Below are 17,285 nucleotides of genomic sequence, written 5' to 3' on the forward strand. Positions count from 1 at the left end.
GGGGAACAGCCATTGGAAAAGGTCCGCCCATATGAGCCTCACATTCGCCGCCTCCGACATCCCCGCCATCCCGCTGCATGTGGTGGAGGCGGACGCGCTTGCGGATTGGCTCGACGCGCAGCCCCCGCAGGTCGCGTCCTGGGTGCGGGCCATGGGCTTTACCGCTGCGCTTGGTCGGGCGCTCGCCGTGCCGGACGAGGCGGGTGGCATCGCCTTGGCAATTGCGGGTTATGGCAACGCCACATCGCGCGCCCGGGGCCGGTTTCATCTGGCGGGCGTGGCATCGGCCCTGCCCGAGGGTACCTATCGGCTGGAGGGGTTGCCCGAGGGCGCGGCCGAGACCGAGGCGCTTGGCTGGCTGCTGTCGCATTATGCCTATGAACGCTACCGCGAGCAAAGCCCGGCCAAGGCGCGGCTGGTGGCACCCGAGGGCGTCGATGCCGCGCGGCTGGAGGTGATCGCGGCAGGCGAGGCGCTGACCCGCGACCTGATCAACACCCCGGCCAACGATCTCGGCCCCGACGCTCTGGAGGCTGCGTGCCATGCCATCGCCGATCAACAGGGCGCGCGGCTCACCTGTACGCGCGGCGCGGATCTGCTGGAACAGAACTTTCCACTGATCCACACCGTTGGACGCGCCGCCGCACAGGCGCCGCGCCTGATCGAGATGACATGGGGCGAAAGCGGGCCCAATCTGACCCTTGTTGGCAAGGGCGTCTGTTTCGACACCGGCGGGCTCAACCTCAAGCCCGGCGCATCCATGGGGCTGATGAAAAAGGACATGGGTGGCGCGGCCACGGTTCTGGGACTGGCGCATATGATCATGGCGCTCGATCTGCGGCTGCGGCTGCGGGTGCTGATCCCGGCGGTGGAAAACGCGGTTGCGGGCAATGCCTTTCGCCCCGGCGACATCCTGACCGCGCGCAACGGCATGACCGTCGAGGTCAACAATACCGATGCCGAGGGGCGTTTGGTGCTGGCCGATGCACTGGCCTATGGGGCGGAAGAGAGCCCCGATTTGATGGTCTCGATGGCGACGCTCACCGGCGCGGCGCGGGTGGCGCTCGGGCCGGATCTCTCGCCCTATTACACAGACGATGCGGGCTTTGCCGTGACGCTGGAAGCCGCAGCTGCGCGCATCGCCGATCCGGTCTGGCGCCTGCCGTTCCACACCCCTTATGAGGCGATGATCGAGCCGGGGATTGCCGATCTCGACAACGCGCCCTCGGGCGGGTTTGCAGGCTCTATCACCGCCGCGCTTTTCCTGCGCCGCTTTGCAGGCGGGCTCAATTACAGCCATTTCGACATCTATGGCTGGACGCCGACGGCGGCCCCGGCGCGGCCCAAGGGCGGTGTCGGCATGGGCGCGCGGGCCTTGCTTGAGGCGCTGCCCGAGGTGTTGGGCTTGTGAGTGACATGCCTCTCATCGGTTGGCCCCTTGTCGATCTGCGGCGCGCCCCGGATGGCCCGCGTGACCGGCAATTACTGATGGGCGAGGCCGTGGAGATCGCGCCGCTGTCACCCTCAGGCCTGGCACGAAAATCTCCCGGCTGGGTCGCGGTCAGGGCGCGGCGCGACGACTATCCCGGCCATATCCCCGAGGCGGCACTGACCACCGGCAGGGTCACCCACCGGATCAGCGCCCGCGCGACGCATGCCTATAGCGCCCCGGATTTCAAGAGCGCCGAGCGCCTGAGCCTCAGCCATGGTGCGCGGCTGGAAGTGCTGGCACAGGAGGGCCGATTTGCCGAGACACCGCAGGGTTATGTGCCGCGCGCTCACCTTGCGCCGCTGGCGGGGCGAGAGAGTGACCCTGTCAGCGTTGCCGAGCTTTTCCTTGGCACGCCCTATCTCTGGGGTGGCAATTCCGCGTTTGGCATCGACTGTTCGGGGCTGGTGCAGGCGGGTTGTCTGGCTTGTGGCATCGCCTGCCCCGGCGATAGCGGCGATCAAGAGAGTGCCCTGGGCGAGACGCTGCCCGAGAACGCCCCCCTGCAACGCGGCGATCTGCTGTTCTGGCGCGGGCATGTGGCCTGGGTCGCCGGCCCCGGCACGCTGCTCCATGCCAATGTGCATCACATGGCGGTGGCCTATGAGCCTTTGCAGGCCGCCATTTCCCGCATCGCGGCGCAGGGCGATGGCCCTGTGACAGCCCGCAAGCGACTGAAAGGACTGACATGACCTCCGATCCCTTCTTCCATCCCGTCTCTGGCTTCGAGATGCCGCGTTTTGCCGGGGTGCCGACCTTCATGCGCCTGCCCTACGTGCCGAAAGGGCATGCGCGCCATGACGATGTGCAGATCGGCCTCGTTGGGGTGCCTTGGGACAGCGGAACCACCAACCGGCCCGGGCCGCGCCACGGGCCGCGGCAGTTGCGCGACGCCTCGACCATGATCCGCGCGCAGCATCCCACCAACGGAATGCGCCCGTTCGAGACGGTGAATTGCGCCGATCTGGGGGATGTCGGACCCAATCCGGCGGATATCATCGACAGCATGGCGCGGATCACCGAATTCTATGACGGGGTAACCAGTGCGGGCATCATGCCGCTGACCGCGGGCGGCGATCACCTGACGACGCTGCCGGTGCTGCGGTCGCTGGCGCGGCGTGCGCCGGTGGGCATGATCCATTTCGACAGCCATACCGACCTCTATCACTCGTATTTCGGCGGCACGATGTATACCCACGGCACCCCATTCCGCCGCGCGGTCGAGGAAGGGTTGCTCGACCCCAAACGCGTGGTGATGATCGGACTACGCGGCACGATGTATGACACCGAAGATCGCGATTTCGCGGCGGCCGAGGGCATCCGCCTGATCCTGATCGAGGAATTCCATGCGCGCAGCCCCGAGGACGTGATGGAAGAGGCGCGCGAGATTGCCGGAGACGGCGACACTTATGTGAGCTACGACATCGACTTTGTCGATCCGACCTTTGCCCCCGGCACCGGCACGCCCGAGGTGGGCGGGCCAAACAGCTACCAGGCTTTGCAGGTGGTGCGCGGGCTGGAGGGCGTCAGGATCGTGGGGGCCGATCTGGTCGAGGTCTCGCCGCCCTTCGATGCGTCGGGCAACACCGCGTTTCTGGGCGCGTCGATCATGTTCGAACTGCTCTGCGTCATGGCGGGGCAGGTTGCGCGGGGCTGACGCCGCTCAGGCGAGATCGAGGGTTTCCGGCGCGTCCAGCGGCAGGCGCAGATGCGCCAGCGGTCCGAAATCACGCAGGTCGCGGATATGCGGGAAGAGCGACAGGAACTGGCGCAGTTGTCTGGCGTCCAGAGCGCGATCAAGCCCGGTGCCGGGATGGTAGCTCTCTGCCTGAAGCCCGTTCACGCAGATCACCGCATGTCGCCGCAGGCACAGGTGGTAGAGCGTGACCGGCTGACGTGGGGTGATGCAAACCGCGCCATGTCCGTCGGCCATCGCATGCGGCGGCGTCAGCACGTGATCCGATCCCAGCCGGTCGCGCAGGTGGCGCGGACGGCTGAGCAACCTGGCACCGGGCCCGGTCATCAAGTCCGAGAGCGGACGATTGATGCCGAAGGCATCGGCCATGATCCGGGTCAGCTTGCGGGTGGGGCCGGGGGCGCCGTCGGGATGCATCGTCATCGAGCCGATCCAGTGCACGGCCAGCGGCCCGTTGTTCACGGACAGCACCTTGTCACCCGGCAGCAGATCCTCCACCGCCAGCGGCCCGCGGGGTGTGCTGACCAGCGTGCCCCGGACGAAGGCGGAATGCGCGGCTTCGAACGGCGGGGTGGCGGGGGCGTCTTGCTCGGTTTCCTGGATGGCACCGAACCGATCAAGCCAAAGCGCGTGATAGCGGCGTGTGTGTTCGGTCAGATGGTGGCGAGCGACGGGCTGCGCTTCGGCAACGCCCTGTGGCGTCAGGCGGGGGATGGTCATGCTGTGGCACCTCAATATGCAAGGCTGTCACAACCGCGTCGGCCCCCACCGACAACGACAGATGGACAAAATCTGTTCACTTGGTGAGGACAGTTCTGCGCCACGGATACCGTTAGGTCAAGTTTTGGCAAGGATTGTCCGGCCCGTGCGAAAAATCCCGAAGCGTTGCAAGCTTTGTTCACGCGATGGGGGTGATTCCGCCACAATTCGACTCCGGGGCGCGAATCGTTCGGGCCTGCCCGGGTCACCAGCGGCTGAGCGCGTCCTCGTCCTCGTCCCGGGCGGCGACCCAATCGGCACCTGCCTCTGTCACTTCCTTTTTCCAGAAGGGGGCGCGGGATTTGAGATAGTCCATCAGGAATTCTGCCGCCTGAAACGCATCACTGCGGTGGCGCGACGCGGTGGCGACCATCATGATCATGTCGTCGGGGGCAAGGCGACCGTGGCGGTGCAGGATCAGCGCGTCGCCGATCTGCCAGCGGCTTGCGGCCTCGTCGGCGATGGCGCGCAGGGCCTTTTCGGTCATGCTTGGGTAATGTTCGATTTCCATCGCCGTCAGATCGCCGCCAAGGTCGCGGACGATGCCGGTGAAGGTCACGACCGCGCCCATCCCCACCTGGCGCGCGGCAAAGGCATTGGCCTCGGCCCCGAGGTCGAAGGGTGCTTCTTGCACGCGGATATCCATCGTCTCAGCCCCCGGTCATCCGCCGGTCATCGGTGGAAAGAACGCCACCTCACGCGCACCCGAGAGGGGCGCGTCGAAATCCCGCAATTCCTGATCGACCGCGACGCGCAGCGCCGAGAGGTCGGAGAAGGCCGCCGCATAGCGATCCTCGCGCGCGCGCAATTCCTCGACAAGGTCCATCACCGTTGCGGGGGCGCTGTCCACCCGGTCCTTGGGATGGCCGATGCGTTCGCGCACCCATGCGAAATAAAGCACATCCATCAGTGTTCATCCTTCAGATGCGGCGTGGCCTTGCGCAGGTAGTCCACGCCTGTGATCAGTGTCAGCCCGGAGGCCAGCCACAAGAGCCAGATGCCCAAATGCCCGGCCCAGACCATGCCGTGGTATTTCCACCAGAGATTGTGAAGATCCTCGGTGCGTTCGGCGAGAATGTCCGTCACGATTTCATTGTCCATGCCGAAGACCGACATGCCGAAGTAATGCTCGAACACACCCTGCGCAAAGAGCACGGCAATGGCGATCATCTGCGCCGTAGTCTTCCACTTGGCCAGTTTCGTGACCTTGAGCGTGCCTGCCGTATCGCCAAGATATTCCCGCAGGCCCGAGACGAAAACCTCCCGGAAGAGAATCACCGTCGCGGGCAGCACCAGCCAGGGCGACATCGAGGAATAGCCGACGATCACCATCAGCGCGATCACCACCATCGCCTTGTCGGCGATCGGGTCGAGCATGGTGCCGATCCGGCTCACCTGTTTCCAGCTGCGCGCCAGATAGCCGTCAAACCAGTCGGTGATCGCGGCACTGACAAACAGAACGAGCGCGAACCAGTCGGCATAAGGCCGCGTAAAATAGAGAAACATCACCGCCACGGCGGGGGCCGCAAGCAGGCGCAGCATGGTCAGGATATTCGGCAAGGTCCATGTCATGCCCCATTCTAACCTGAGCAATTGGCGAGGGAAAGCGCGGGTTTCGGAGTTTGCCGTCATCTTCGGGCCTCTCGTCATCCTCGGATCAAGCCCGAAGACGACGGGGCAGGGGGAGGATGACAGTCGCCCGGTCATCCCCGCTCGTGGAAGAAGTCGAAGAGCTTTTGCGCAAGCCGGTCCGACACGCCCTCTACCGCCTTGAGGTCGGCGAGATTGGCGCGGCTCACCGCCTTGGCCGATCCGAAATGCGCGAGCAGCGCGCGTTTGCGGGCGGCACCGACGCCGGGCACCTCGTCAAGCGGGGTGGCGGAGATGGATTTGGCGCGTTTGGCGCGATGCGTGCCGATGGCGAAGCGGTGCGCCTCGTCGCGCAGCCGCTGGATGAAATAGAGCACCGGATCGCCCCGGCGCAGCGCCATGGGCCGCTTGCCGGTGCGGTGAAATTCTTCCTTGCCGTGATCGCGGTCCACGCCCTTGGCCACACCTACCATTGGGATATCCTCGACCCCCATCTCGCGCATGATGCCGGCCACCGCGCTGACCTGTCCCGCGCCGCCATCGATCAGCAGCAGGTCAGGCCATTGGCCGTGGCTGCGGTCGGGGTCTTCTTTCAGAAGGCGTTTGAAGCGGCGCGTGAGCACCTCTTTCATCATGCCGAAATCGTCGCCGGGGGTCAGGCCGTCGCCCTTGATGTTGAATTTGCGATAGTGGTTCTTCATCATCCCCTCGGGGCCCGCCACGATCATCGCGCCGACGGCGTTGGTGCCCTGGATGTGGCTGTTGTCATAGACCTCGATCCGTTGCGGCGGGGCGTCGAGACCGAATGCTTCGGCGAGGCCCCTGAGCAGTTTGCCTTGGGTCGCGCTCTCGGCCATCTTGCGGGCGAGGCTCTCGCGCGCGTTGCGCAGGGCGGCGTCAATGAGTTCGGCCTTTTCGCCGCGCAGCGGTACGGTAAGTGTCACCTTTCGGCCCAGCTTTTCGGTCAGTGCGTGCTGCATCAGGTCGGGGTTTTCCAGATCATGCGACAGGATCAGCGCTCGGGGCGGTTCCTTGCTGTCGTAGAACTGGCCGATGAAGGCCTCTAGCACCTCGGGTTCCTCGACATCCGGGCCGACGCGGGGATAGAAATCGCGGTTGCCCCAGTTCTGTCCGGCGCGGATGAAGAACACCTGCACGCAGGCCTGCCCATTGTCGAGGTGGAGTGCTATCACGTCCGCCTCGGTCACGGTGCGGGGGTTGATGCCCTGCGCGGTCTGCACCTGCGTCAGCGCCTTGATCCGGTCGCGCAGGGCGGCGGCGCGTTCGTATTCCATGGCCTCTGCGGCCTCTGACATCTCTGCGGCCAGCTTTTCCTGTATCTCGGTGGAGCGGCCCGAGAGGTAGCGTTCGGCGTCGCGCACCTGTGTGGCATATTCGGCCTTGGAAATCTTGCCGACGCAAGGCGCGGTGCAGCGCTTGATCTGGTATTGCAGACAGGGGCGCGTGCGGCTTTCGAACATGGCGTCGTTGCAGTTGCGCAGCTGAAAGACGCGCTGCAACTGCGCCAGCGTCCGGTTGACCGCGCCCGCACTGGCGAAGGGGCCGTAATAGCTGCCCTTGTCGCGCTTGGCCCCGCGATGTTTCTTGATCATCGGGTAGTCGTGTGCGGTGACGAGAATGTTGGGAAAGCTCTTGTCGTCGCGCAAAAGGACGTTGTAGCGCGGCTTGAGCTGCTTGATGAGGTTCTGTTCGAGCAGCAGCGCCTCGGTTTCGGTCGAGGTGGTGAGGAACATCATCGACGCGGTCTCGCGGATCATCCGCGCGATGCGCCCGGTATGGCCCGTGGGCCGGGCATAGTTCGAAACCCGCGCCCGCAGGTTGCGCGCCTTGCCGACGTAAAGCACCCGCGCCTGCGCATCGAGCATGCGGTAAACGCCCGGCGAGGCGTCGAGCGTGCGCAGATAGCCCCGGATCACGTCGGGGCCGGATTCGGGAGGGGAGTGCGGGTCAGTGTCGGGCATATGTTTCCAGATATGATTCTCGTGCCGTGCTGCAATGATATAAGACCAAGAGCAAGGGGGAAGCTTTCCACCATTCCTGTGGATAACTCTGCTTATAAGTTTTCGTGAGCCGGAAATTTTCTTTGATTTCGGCAGGCTTCCCAAAAATGCCTAAAATTTAGGCATAAAGTCAAGTTACTGATTTCACGATATAAATAACTTAAACTGGAACAGGTGATTGAAAACATTGGCATTTTTGTAACGCTTACGTAACGGAAGCGCGACCGGTGCAAAACTTCTCTGCGAGCTTTATCTTTCCTACTCAACCCCAAGAACATCAGGGGTCTGCCAGCCTAGATGCTGACCACCATCGACGCAGATCAATTGTCCGGTCACGCCGGGGGCATTGAGCAGGTAGGCGAGCGCACCGGTGATGTCCGCCGCGTTGGCCCCGCGTCGAAGAATCGTCGCCTGTCGCTGGTTGGCGAAATGCGTGTCGCTCTGGCGATGGCCCTGCAAGGTGGGGCCCGGACCGATGGCATTGACACGCAGCCGGGGAGCGAGGGCCTGTGCCGCCGTCTGCGTAAAGGCCCAGAGGCCCATCTTGGCGATGGTGTAACTCATGAACTCGGGCGTCAGCTTGCGCACCCGCTGGTCGATCATGTTGACGACCAGTCCCTGCGCGCGCGGCTCGCCGTTCTCGTCCGGGATCGGGTCGGGGACCTGCCGCGCCAGTTCCTGCGTCAGAACGAAGGGCGCGCGCAGGTTGCTTTCGATATGCCGGTCCCAGCCCTGCCGGGTCGCGCTGTCGATCGTGTCATATTCAAAGATCGAAGCGTTGTTGATCAGGGTGGTGACCGGCCCGCCGAGCGCCTCCGCGGCGCGGGCGACCAGCGGTGTGACTTGTGCTTCGTCCAGCAGATCGGCCTGAAGGGTGACCGCCTGCCGCCCGAGCGCGCGGACCTCTGCCGCGACATCCTCGGCATCCTGTGCCGAGGTGGCATAATGGATCGCCACATCCTGACCATGCCGTGCCAGTTCCAGCGCCATCGCGCGGCCCAGTCGCTTGCCTGCCCCTGTCACCAGCCCACGTGTCATGCCTTGCCCTCGCTTATGTCAACACGATTGCTACATAGCCCACATAGGCCGAGGTCAACAGGATGCCCCAGAGCTTGCCAATGTCTCGCCCGAGAAACACGAAGGGGATGAGGACAAGCGACGCCGCCAGCATCACCCAGAGATCGAAATTCAGGAATTCGGACGTGACCGGCACGTCGCCGATCAGCGCGGTGATCCCGATGATGGCAAGCAGGTTGAACATGTTCGAGCCGATCACGTTGCCAAGTGCCACATCGGCCTGTTTGCGCAGCGCCGCCATCACTGTGGTGGCCAGTTCCGGCAGCGAGGTCCCGAGCGCGACAAGCGTCAGCCCGATCGCCGCCTCGCTGATGCCATAGCGCAGCGCGAGGATGGAGGCATTATCGACGAGGATATCCGCCCCAAGCGGCAGGCCGACGAGGCCGAGCACCAGAAAGGTGACGATCTGCCACCACGGCATGTCGGGGTCGGCGCCTTCGACATCATCGATGAAATCCACCTCGGACAATGCCTTGATCGCCGCATCGCGCCGGTGGCTGAGCGCGTCGCGCAGGGCGTCGCCCAGCATCAGCCCCAGTGCTGCCAGCAGGATCAGCCCCGCGATCCAGTCGAACGATCCGCGAAGGGCCAGCGCGATGAACAGCACGCTCGCGCCCAGCATTTGCAGGTAGGATTTGCCGCATTGGCAGCCGCTTGTGTGCAGCACCGACAGGATCGCCGGAATGCCCAGCACCAAGAGCACGTTCGCGGTGTTCGAGCCCACGACGTTGCCAAGCGCCAGCCCCGCCTTGTCGTTCAGAACCGCGTTCACCGAAATAAGCAGTTCCGGTGCGGAGGTGCCGAAGGCCACAACCGTGAGGCTGACGATCAGCGCCGGGATGCCCAGCCGCAGGCTGAGGTTGACCGCACCCTTCACCAGCGCATCGCCGGCCAGCAGAAGGATCACGAGCCCAAGCGCCACCATGAGCCATGGCATCATGGTTTGCGTCCCTTTTCGCAGGAGCAGGGCCCCTTTCCGATACGATAGCGGCCGCATTTGCGGCACTTGGCCGCCGCCAGCCGCTTCTGACCGGGAAAGCGCAACTTTCCGAACATTGCTAGAACGCCCATGGCCACGAGGAAAAGAACGACGATCTTTACCACCATATCAAAGACCGAACCGGGCATAGCTGGCCCGTTCCTCGACCGCGCTCAGTGCATCCTGTGCGAGCGTGGCACCGAAACGTGAGAGCAGCCCGCGCTTGCGGCCGTATTTGGCAAAGCGCACCTTGTCGCCGTATAGCTCTTTCATCTTGGGCATCAGATGCCCGATGCCATCGGCAAGGCCAAGGTCAATGCTGCGCTGCCCGAGCCAGAATTCACCGGTGAAGATGTCCGGGTCATCGGCCAGTTTTGCGCCGCGCCGGGCCTTGACATGGGCGATGAAGGCCTCGTGAATCTGTCCCAGCAGCCCCTTGAGCCGTTTCACATCCTCGGGCTTTTCCGGCAGGAAAGGGTCGAGCGTGCTCTTGGATTTGCCGGCGGTGTAGACGCGCCGCTCGATCCCCTGGCGCGACAGGAAGACCTGCGCGCCAAAACCCGCCGAAATCACCCCGATAGAGCCGAGGATCGAGCTGTCATCGACCCAGATGTCGTCAGCCGCAACCGCCAGCCAGTAGCCGCCCGAGGCCGCGACGTCCTCGACGAAGGCATGCACGGGGATTTCCTTTTCCGTCGCCAGCCTGCGGATTCGCGCCGCGATAAGCGAACTTTGCACCGGCGAGCCGCCGGGCGAGTTGATCACCAGCGCCACTGCTTTGGGCTTGCCCCGCGAGAACGCCTTTTCTATCACCGGGCCAAGCGCCTCGTCACTGAGTTGCGCGCGCCCGCCTGCGCCGATCACGCCCTGAAGGCGTATGACCGCCACCGTGGGCTTACGGTTAAGGAAGGGGATCAGATGCTTCATGCGCCCCGATGTAGAGTGCGAGGGGCACACAAACAAGGCGCATGGACCAACTGAGAGCGCCCAGCGTGAAAAAGGTCACGCGGAGTGCTCAGGACTTGATCCGGTAGCCGGTCTTGAAGATCCACCAGACCACCCCGAGGCAGAGCGCGAAGAACAGCCCGATGGCGGCAAGGCTCAGGCCCACGCTCACATCGGCCACGCCGAAGAACGACCAGCGAAAACCCGAGATCAGGTAGACCACCGGGTTGAAGAGCGTCACCGTCTGCCAGCCCTCGGGCAGCATCGAGACCGAGTAGAAGGCCCCCCCGAGGAACACCAGCGGCGTGATCACCAGAAGCGGGATCAGCTGCAATTGCTGGAAATTCTCCGACCAGATGCCGATGATGAAGCCGAAGAGCGCGAAGCTCACGCAGATCATCACCAGAAAGGCGACCATCATCACGGGGTGCTGAATGTCGAGATCGACAAAGAACCCGGCAGTGATCAGTATCACCCCGCCGATGAGCAGCGATTTCGTCGCCGCCGCCCCGACATAGCCCAGAACGATTTCGAAAAAGTTGATGGGGGCCGAGAGAAGCTCAAAAATCGTGCCGATGAATTTCGGGAAATAGATGCCGAACGAGGCGTTGGAAATGGCCTGTGTCATGACGCTGAGCATGATCAGACCGGGCACGATGAAGGCGCCATAGCTGACGCCCTCGACCTCCTCGATACGGCTGCCGATGGCGGCGCCGAAGACCACGAAATAAAGCGTGGTGGAAATCACCGGGGACAGGAGTGATTCAAAGATCGTGCGGAAAAACCGCTTCATCTCATAGACATAGATGGCCCTGATGGCGTGCAGGTTCATGCTGCATCCTCCCGCACAAGGCCCACGAAAATCTCTTCCAGACTGCTCTGCCGGGTCTCGATGTCGCGCACGTTCAGCCCTTCCTCTGCCAGCGCCTGCAACAGCCGGGTGATGCCCGTCCGCTCTCCGCCGGTGTCGTAATGATAGAGCAGCGCATGCCCGTCATGGGCCAGTTCCAGCGCGTATTGCGCAAGCGTTGCGGGCACTGCTGCGACCGGTTCCGCAAGGTCGATCTGCAGGGTCTTGCGGCCCATCCGGCGCATCAGATCGGCCTTGTTCTCGACCAGCAGTATCTCGCCCCGGTTGATGACGGCAATGCGGTCGGCCATCGCCTCGGCCTCTTCCAGGTAATGCGTGGTCAGGATGATGGTGACGCCACTTTCCTTGAGACCGCGCACCACCTCCCACATGTCGCGGCGCAGTTCCACATCGACGCCCGCCGTCGGCTCGTCGAGAAACAGCACGCGCGGCTCGTGGCACAGCGCCTTGGCAATGAGCACGCGGCGTTTCATCCCGCCCGACAATTCGCGGATGCGGTTGTTGCGCTTGTCCCAGAGCGAGAGTTGCCGCAGCACCCGCTCGACCAGCGTATCATCGCGCGACTTGCCGAATAGACCGCGCGAGAATTGCACGGTGTTGATCACTTTCTCGAACGGCTCAAGCGCGATTTCCTGCGGCACGAGGCCGATCATCGCGCGCGCGGCACGGTAGCCGGTGACGATGTCATGCCCGCCGACGCGGGCCTGTCCAGCGGTTGGCGTGGTGATGCCGCAGAGCGCCGAAATGAGCGTGGTCTTGCCCGCGCCATTGGGGCCGAGCAGGGCGAGAATTTCGCCCTCTTCTATATCCAGAGAGACGTCGCGGAGCGCCTGAAAGCCGTCTTTGTAGGTCTTGCTCAGCTGGTCCACGGTGACGATCGCGTTCATCTGATCATTCCTTGTTGTCCGGGCGCGACCCTAGAGGTTCGGTGCCTGAGTGCAATGTTCGTTCTCGCAGGCCGTTCTGTGCGGCGCGATCATAGCGCGGTGGTGAACAGTGTGTTCTTTGGGATTTTCTTAAACCTTTGATGCGAGCCTGCTAGAACTGGCGCCTGGGGGCGTCCGATCCGTGAAAGGTGAAGAGGCTTGAAAATGATACGACATATGATCGCGACGATTCTGCTGGCCCTTGGTTTGACCGGGTCACCCGCCTTGGCACAGGGGCAAGAGGCCCCCCGTATTCTGGTGATGGGCGATTCGCTCTTGGCAATGCACAAACTGACCGGGCGCGCGGTGTCGGCGACGCTGCGGCGCATGACCGGGGCACGGGTGACCGACCGTGCCATGGGCGGGGCGCGGTATTTCTACCGGTTGCCGATCAGCGGGGCCATCGGGCTCAATATCCGCAAGCAGTACCAGCCCGGCAACTGGGATTGGGTCGTGCTCAGTGGTGGCGGCAACGATCTGTGGCTGGGCTGCGGCTGCAATCGGTGCGAACGGCGGATGAATCGGATGGTCTCGCGGGATGGTCGGCGCGGGGTGATCCCCGGCCTCTTGTCCCGGCTGCGCCATGACGGGGCGCGGGTGATCTATGTCGGCTATCTGCGCACGCCGGGTGTGAATTCCCCGATCGAGCATTGCGCCGATGAAGGCGACGAGTTCGACCGCCGCATGGCACGCCTCGCCGCGCTCGACCGGGGCCTGCATTTCGTGCCCCTGGCCGACATGGTGCCGCATGGCGACCTGAGCTATCACGCCATCGACCGCATTCACCCCTCGGTCAAGGCCAGCCGCGAGATCGGTGCGCGGGTCGCGCAGATCATCGCGGCAGAGGCACCTCAGGTGGTGTCGCGCAATCGCGCGTCGATGGAGTGACGGTGAACCGCGGGGTACCGGACACAGCTTTTGCAAAAGCCGTGTCGCGCCTGGCACGGCGTGGTTGCGGTGGCGATGCCGCGCCCTAGCTGATCAGCCGCTTCAGCCAGCCTTTCTTCTCGGCCTCCGGCTCGGGGTCGTCCTCGGATGGGCCTTCGATCACCTCTTCCAGCCGGGTGAAGAACTGGTCGGCCATCCGCTTGGCAAAGCCATCGACGATGCGGCTGCCCAGTTGCGCCAGCTTGCCGCCGACATTGGCCTCTACATCATAACTCAGCCGGGTGCCGTCCTCGATCTCCTCGAGCCGTACATCGGCCGATCCCTTGGCATAGCCCGCAGCCCCGCCCTTGCCCTCGCCGGTCAGCGTCAGACTCTCCAACTCGACCATGTTCGACAGCGTTACGCCACCCTTGAACGTGGCCTTCACCGGGCCGACTTTCTGCGTCACCACCGCCTCGAACCCGTCTTCGGGCGTGCCGGTCACCTCCTGCGCGCCGGGCACGCATTCCTTGAGTACCTCGGGGCTGAGCAGCGCCGCCCAGACGGTGGCGCGGTCGGCCTTGATCTCACGGTTGTCGCTCATCTTCATCTGGCTGGTTCCTCCCTGTTCATCGGACCGAGCCTAACCCAGCCCCGCTGCCCCGCCAAGCGGTCTGAAAGTCGGAGACGCCCATATCCTTGGCATGGGCCGCGCGCCCGGCCATACTGCGCGCGACGGACCGGGGAGGGGCTGGATGCTGACAGGGCTGCGGGTGGTGGAATTCGAGGGGCTGGGGCCCGCGCCCTTCGCCGCGATGATGCTGGCCGAGATGGGAGCGGAGGTCGTGGTCGTACATCGCCCCGGGCCGCCCAATCCGGTGGCAGGCGCGTGCAACCCGCTCGACCGGGGCAAGCGGTCGATCGTACTCGATCTGAAGGATCCGGGGGACATTGCCATCGCGCAGGCGCTTGCCACACGTGCCGATGCGCTGATCGAGGGGTTTCGCCCCGGGGTGATGGAACGGTTGGGGCTGGGGCCGCAGGAGATGCGCGCCGCCAATCCGCGCCTCGTCTACGGGCGCATGACCGGCTGGGGGCAGGACGGCCCGCGCAGCGCGCAGGCGGGCCATGATCTCAATTACATCGCCACCTCCGGCGCGCTCTGGTATGCGGGTGCGGTCGGCACGCCGCCCCAGACGCCGCCCACCCTGCTCGGCGATGTGGGGGGCGGCGCGCTCTATCTCGTCGCCGGTGTGCTGGCGGGGCTGGTGCAGGCGGCCCGGACCGGGCAGGGCACGGTGGTGGATGCCGCCATCGTCGACGGCTCTGCGCATATGATGGCGCTCTTGATGTCGATGATGCCCTTGGGTCATCTCGCCATGGAGCGTGGGCAGAGCCTGCTCGACGGTCCGCATTGGAGCCGGGTCTATGCCTGCGCATGCGGCGGCTGGATCTCGGTCCAGTGTCTGGAACCGCAATTCTACGCCACCTTCCTTGTCTGCCTCGGGCTCTCCGAAGACCCGCGCTTTGCCGCGCAGCAGGACCGCGCGCAATGGCCTGCCCAGACCCAGGCGCTGGCTGCCATTTTTGCCGTCCGGCCCTTGTCGCATTGGGCGGAGGTCTTTGCCGGAACCGATGCCTGCGTAGCCCCGGTGCTGCGCCCCGACGCGGCGGCCCGTGATCCGCATATGGCGGCGCGCGGGGTCTGGCAAACTGGGGACGGTGGCCTATTTCCGTCTCCCGCCCCGCGTTTCGAAGGGCGGGTGCCCCGCGCAGCAACGCCGCCCGCGCGGGGCGCGCAGGGCGACGCGATCAGGGCCGAGCTTGGGTTGTGACGTCGCGCGGCGCGGATTTTTCCAACGGCCCGCTGCCATCGTGCCAGCGACGATGCACCCAGAACCACTGATCCGGGCGCGCGCGGACCTGCCGCGCCAGCCGGTCATTGACCACTTGCATCATGCTGACCGGGTCATCCGGCTGCACCGGCGCTTCTACGAGGATCTCGAAATCGAGACCGGTCTCGCCCCTGATCCCCCAGACCGGCACCAGCAGAGCGCCAAATTTAAGCGCCAGTTTCGCCGCCGTCAGCGGCGAGAGCGCCGGCTTGCCGAGAAAATCGAGCGGCACGCCATCCTGCGCCCGCACGTCGGTCAGGATCAAGACCGCACCGCTGCGACCGAGATGAGTGAGCATCTGCCGCATGCCGCGCCGACCCTGTTCGAAGATCGGTTCGCTGAGCGCCGCCATCGCGGCGACATAGCGCCGGTTGAACCAGCGATTGTGCATCGGTCGGTAGAACGAACCGAGGTCGAACCCCTGCGCGATCATCGCGAGACGCGCGGCGTTGAAGCTGCCAAGATGCCCGGTTACGAAGACCACCGGGCGGTCGCGCATGCGCGCGTCACGCAGGTGATCCAGACCCGGCCCGTGGACGCGCGCCGCCGCTGCGCGCGCCTTGAAGCTCGTCGGCGAGTGCAGTTCCGCCATGCTGCGCCCGGCCTGGTCGGGCACGGCGCGCATGAGGTGCCGGATCTCCGCCTCGGGCAGATCGGGCCAGACATGCGCGAGGTTGTCGCGCACGCGCCTGTCATATCCGGCAAGCGGCGCGACGATCCGTGCCGTCAGCCAGCCGGTGACCGCGATGCGCCAGCGATAGGGCAGGGGCCGGGCAAGTGTGATCGGGGCAGAGAGCGCCATGCCGAGTGCGACCTCGCCAAGGCGCCGGGCGACCGCAGGGCGGGTCATGGGCGTGCCGATGCGCCGCAGCCCGACATTGCCGTCAAGGCTGGCGCGGCAGCCCGGTGCCGATCATCGAATCGCGGGTCACGAGTGCTGCCAGCTCCGCCTCGGTCATGCCGTCGGTGCCCGCGGGGCGCGCGGGCAGCACGATGTAGCGCATGTCGGCGGTGCTGTCATGCACGCGCAGGGTGACATGATCGGGCAGGTCGAGCCCGAACTCTCGCAAGACGCTGCGTGGCTCGCGTACAGCGCGGCTGCGATAGGCACGGGTCTTGTACCAGTCGGGCGGCAGGCCCAGCAGGTTGCGCGGGTAGCACGAGCAGAGCGTGCAGACGATAAGGTTATGCGTGTCTTGGGTATTCTCCACCGCGATCAGGTGGAGCGGACCGATATCGAACCCCATCTCGCGACTCGCCTCCGAGGCATCCTCCAAAAGCCGCGCTTTGAACGCCGCATCGCTCCAGGCGCGGGCCACCACGGCGGCACCGTTGGCCGGGCTGCGGGCATCCATTGCCTCGATCTGCGCGGCGATCTCGGCGGGGGTCAGATTGCCTTTTTCCACAAGGAGTTCGCGCACCGCGATTTCCATCCGCTGCCAATAGCTGAGCGGTGCGTCGTCATCCGCGCGGTAGGGATGGCCAGAGGGACTCATGCCCTCGTGGTGGAAATGATCGTGATGGTCATGGGGCATGGGCACCCAGCCTTTCCAACCAGTGGCCATAGAGTTCGGCATCCAGCGTGTCGTCGGGGGTCTCGGCCCGGTCGCCCCAGACCTCGGCCATGGTAAATCGTACACGGTAGAGCGGCTTTTTTTCGGCAGGCAGGCCATAGGCCAGTTGCTCGGGATTGGCGAAGGCCCCGAGGGGCCGCTCGATCACGCCCTCCTTGCCGCGCAGATACCAGGGCGCGCGGACATGGCCGGGCGGGCTGAGCGGCTTGACGCGCACCCGCTCAGCCATCGCGCTGCGCCTCGCCGTAGGTGGGCCCGCGCCGTGCCACCTCGTCCATCCGGGCGGCCAACTCCTCCAGCGAATAGGCCCCGGCCTCGATCAGGTTCTGATTCACTGCGGCGATCCAGCGTTCGTAATAAGAGTATTTCTCAAAAGCGTCCTCACCCATGTCCTCGAGCGCGCGGCGCAGCCCATCGACGGTGAACAGCCCCTTTTGCCCGCAGAGCACCATGAGCGCATCGACGCGCTTTTCCCAAAGCGCGAAATCATGCCCGTCCATCGGCACAGGCCCTGCGTCCTGCCCGCCCATGTCGTGCCAGCGGCGTCCATCCCAATCACTCATGCAACTCAGCCTAGGCATGGTCCGGAGCGCTGT

The 17,285-nt window shown here is 64.8% G+C and carries 20 protein-coding genes; 5 read left to right on the forward strand and 15 right to left on the reverse strand.

Annotated features, from left to right (window positions below; translation table 11 throughout):
* Nucleotides 1–31: 31 nt before the first annotated feature.
* The 3 genes from BHD06_RS06985 to speB are packed head-to-tail and all read left to right on the forward strand — an operon-like array spanning nucleotide 32 to nucleotide 3,146.
* On the forward strand, nucleotides 32–1,411 hold the full coding sequence (locus tag BHD06_RS06985) for a M17 family metallopeptidase (protein WP_080456263.1): 1,380 nt from the start codon (nucleotides 32–34) through the stop codon (nucleotides 1,409–1,411).
* A 5-nt stretch (nucleotides 1,412–1,416) separates the two neighbouring features.
* Entirely contained in the window at nucleotides 1,417–2,181 is a 765-nt protein-coding gene (locus BHD06_RS06990; protein ID WP_080456264.1) for a C40 family peptidase, read from the forward strand.
* Entirely contained in the window at nucleotides 2,178–3,146 is a 969-nt protein-coding gene (speB, locus tag BHD06_RS06995; RefSeq protein ID WP_080456265.1) for an agmatinase, read from the forward strand. Before BHD06_RS06990 ends, speB begins: the two co-directional genes overlap by 4 nt.
* 6 nt (nucleotides 3,147–3,152) lie before the next feature.
* Here the strand turns inward: speB and BHD06_RS07000 are convergent, their stop codons facing one another.
* From BHD06_RS07000 to BHD06_RS07050, 10 genes are all read right to left on the reverse strand, one after another.
* Nucleotides 3,153–3,905 (reverse strand): Hint domain-containing protein, encoded by a 753-nt coding sequence (locus BHD06_RS07000; protein WP_080456266.1) that lies wholly within the window; start codon nucleotides 3,903–3,905, stop codon nucleotides 3,153–3,155.
* Nucleotides 3,906–4,149: 244 nt separating this feature from the next.
* Nucleotides 4,150–4,590 (reverse strand): molybdenum cofactor biosynthesis protein MoaE, encoded by a 441-nt coding sequence (locus BHD06_RS07005; RefSeq protein ID WP_080456267.1) that lies wholly within the window; start codon nucleotides 4,588–4,590, stop codon nucleotides 4,150–4,152.
* Between the two features lie 15 nt (nucleotides 4,591–4,605).
* The gene (gene moaD / locus BHD06_RS07010; RefSeq protein WP_080456268.1) at nucleotides 4,606–4,851 is read right to left on the reverse strand and encodes a molybdopterin converting factor subunit 1; all 246 of its coding nucleotides are present in this window, start codon (nucleotides 4,849–4,851) and stop codon (nucleotides 4,606–4,608) included.
* Complete coding sequence (pgsA, locus tag BHD06_RS07015) at nucleotides 4,851–5,516, reverse strand: CDP-diacylglycerol--glycerol-3-phosphate 3-phosphatidyltransferase (RefSeq protein WP_080456269.1); 666 nt, start codon at nucleotides 5,514–5,516, stop codon at nucleotides 4,851–4,853. Before pgsA ends, moaD begins: the two co-directional genes overlap by 1 nt.
* Nucleotides 5,517–5,647: 131 nt before the next feature.
* A complete protein-coding gene (uvrC, locus tag BHD06_RS07020) occupies nucleotides 5,648–7,516 on the reverse strand; it encodes an excinuclease ABC subunit UvrC (RefSeq protein WP_080456270.1) in 1,869 nt (622 codons plus the stop codon).
* A gap of 297 nt (nucleotides 7,517–7,813) precedes the next feature.
* A complete protein-coding gene (locus BHD06_RS07025) occupies nucleotides 7,814–8,593 on the reverse strand; it encodes an SDR family oxidoreductase (protein ID WP_080456271.1) in 780 nt (259 codons plus the stop codon).
* Nucleotides 8,594–8,606: 13 nt separating this feature from the next.
* Nucleotides 8,607–9,572 carry a calcium/sodium antiporter gene (locus BHD06_RS07030; protein ID WP_080456272.1) on the reverse strand — a complete coding sequence of 322 codons (966 nt, stop codon included), beginning with the start codon at nucleotides 9,570–9,572 and terminating at the stop codon, nucleotides 8,607–8,609.
* Between the two features lie 168 nt (nucleotides 9,573–9,740).
* Complete coding sequence (locus BHD06_RS07040; protein WP_080456274.1) at nucleotides 9,741–10,538, reverse strand: S49 family peptidase; 798 nt, start codon at nucleotides 10,536–10,538, stop codon at nucleotides 9,741–9,743.
* 88 nt (nucleotides 10,539–10,626) lie between these two features.
* The gene (locus BHD06_RS07045; protein WP_080456275.1) at nucleotides 10,627–11,388 is read right to left on the reverse strand and encodes an ABC transporter permease; all 762 of its coding nucleotides are present in this window, start codon (nucleotides 11,386–11,388) and stop codon (nucleotides 10,627–10,629) included.
* Nucleotides 11,385–12,314, reverse strand: coding sequence for an ABC transporter ATP-binding protein (locus BHD06_RS07050; protein WP_080456276.1), 930 nt, complete (start codon nucleotides 12,312–12,314; stop codon nucleotides 11,385–11,387). Before BHD06_RS07050 ends, BHD06_RS07045 begins: the two co-directional genes overlap by 4 nt.
* Before the next feature lie 216 nt (nucleotides 12,315–12,530).
* On the opposite strand from BHD06_RS07050, the gene BHD06_RS07055 reads away from it, so the two are divergent.
* Nucleotides 12,531–13,241 (forward strand): SGNH/GDSL hydrolase family protein, encoded by a 711-nt coding sequence (locus BHD06_RS07055; RefSeq protein WP_254892335.1) that lies wholly within the window; start codon nucleotides 12,531–12,533, stop codon nucleotides 13,239–13,241.
* Between the two features lie 85 nt (nucleotides 13,242–13,326).
* On the opposite strand, the gene BHD06_RS07060 is transcribed toward BHD06_RS07055, so the two are convergent.
* Nucleotides 13,327–13,830, reverse strand: coding sequence for a CoxG family protein (locus tag BHD06_RS07060; RefSeq protein WP_080456278.1), 504 nt, complete (start codon nucleotides 13,828–13,830; stop codon nucleotides 13,327–13,329).
* Nucleotides 13,831–13,975: 145 nt separating this feature from the next.
* Between BHD06_RS07060 and BHD06_RS07065 the strand changes: the two genes are divergently transcribed.
* Nucleotides 13,976–15,055: a CaiB/BaiF CoA-transferase family protein gene (locus BHD06_RS07065; protein WP_080456325.1), complete on the forward strand. Its 1,080-nt coding sequence runs from the start codon at nucleotides 13,976–13,978 to the stop codon at nucleotides 15,053–15,055.
* Here BHD06_RS07065 and BHD06_RS07070 read toward each other — a convergent pair.
* The 4 genes from BHD06_RS07070 to BHD06_RS07085 are packed head-to-tail and all read right to left on the reverse strand — an operon-like array spanning nucleotide 15,033 to nucleotide 17,252.
* Complete coding sequence (locus BHD06_RS07070) at nucleotides 15,033–15,965, reverse strand: lysophospholipid acyltransferase family protein (RefSeq protein ID WP_080456279.1); 933 nt, start codon at nucleotides 15,963–15,965, stop codon at nucleotides 15,033–15,035. The two genes, BHD06_RS07065 and BHD06_RS07070, sit on opposite strands and share 23 nt — an antisense overlap.
* 34 nt (nucleotides 15,966–15,999) lie before the next feature.
* On the reverse strand, nucleotides 16,000–16,650 hold the full coding sequence (nthA, locus tag BHD06_RS07075; RefSeq protein ID WP_080456280.1) for a nitrile hydratase subunit alpha: 651 nt from the start codon (nucleotides 16,648–16,650) through the stop codon (nucleotides 16,000–16,002).
* A complete protein-coding gene (locus tag BHD06_RS07080; protein ID WP_080456281.1) occupies nucleotides 16,640–16,918 on the reverse strand; it encodes an SH3-like domain-containing protein in 279 nt (92 codons plus the stop codon). Before BHD06_RS07080 ends, nthA begins: the two co-directional genes overlap by 11 nt.
* Nucleotides 16,911–17,252 carry an SH3-like domain-containing protein gene (locus BHD06_RS07085; RefSeq protein ID WP_254892336.1) on the reverse strand — a complete coding sequence of 114 codons (342 nt, stop codon included), beginning with the start codon at nucleotides 17,250–17,252 and terminating at the stop codon, nucleotides 16,911–16,913. The genes BHD06_RS07080 and BHD06_RS07085 overlap by 8 nt, the downstream gene beginning before the upstream one ends.
* Nucleotides 17,253–17,285: the final 33 nt, after the last annotated feature.

The sequence above is a fragment of the Roseovarius sp. A-2 genome (assembly GCF_002072155.1).
In the GTDB taxonomy this organism is placed as follows: domain Bacteria; phylum Pseudomonadota; class Alphaproteobacteria; order Rhodobacterales; family Rhodobacteraceae; genus Roseovarius.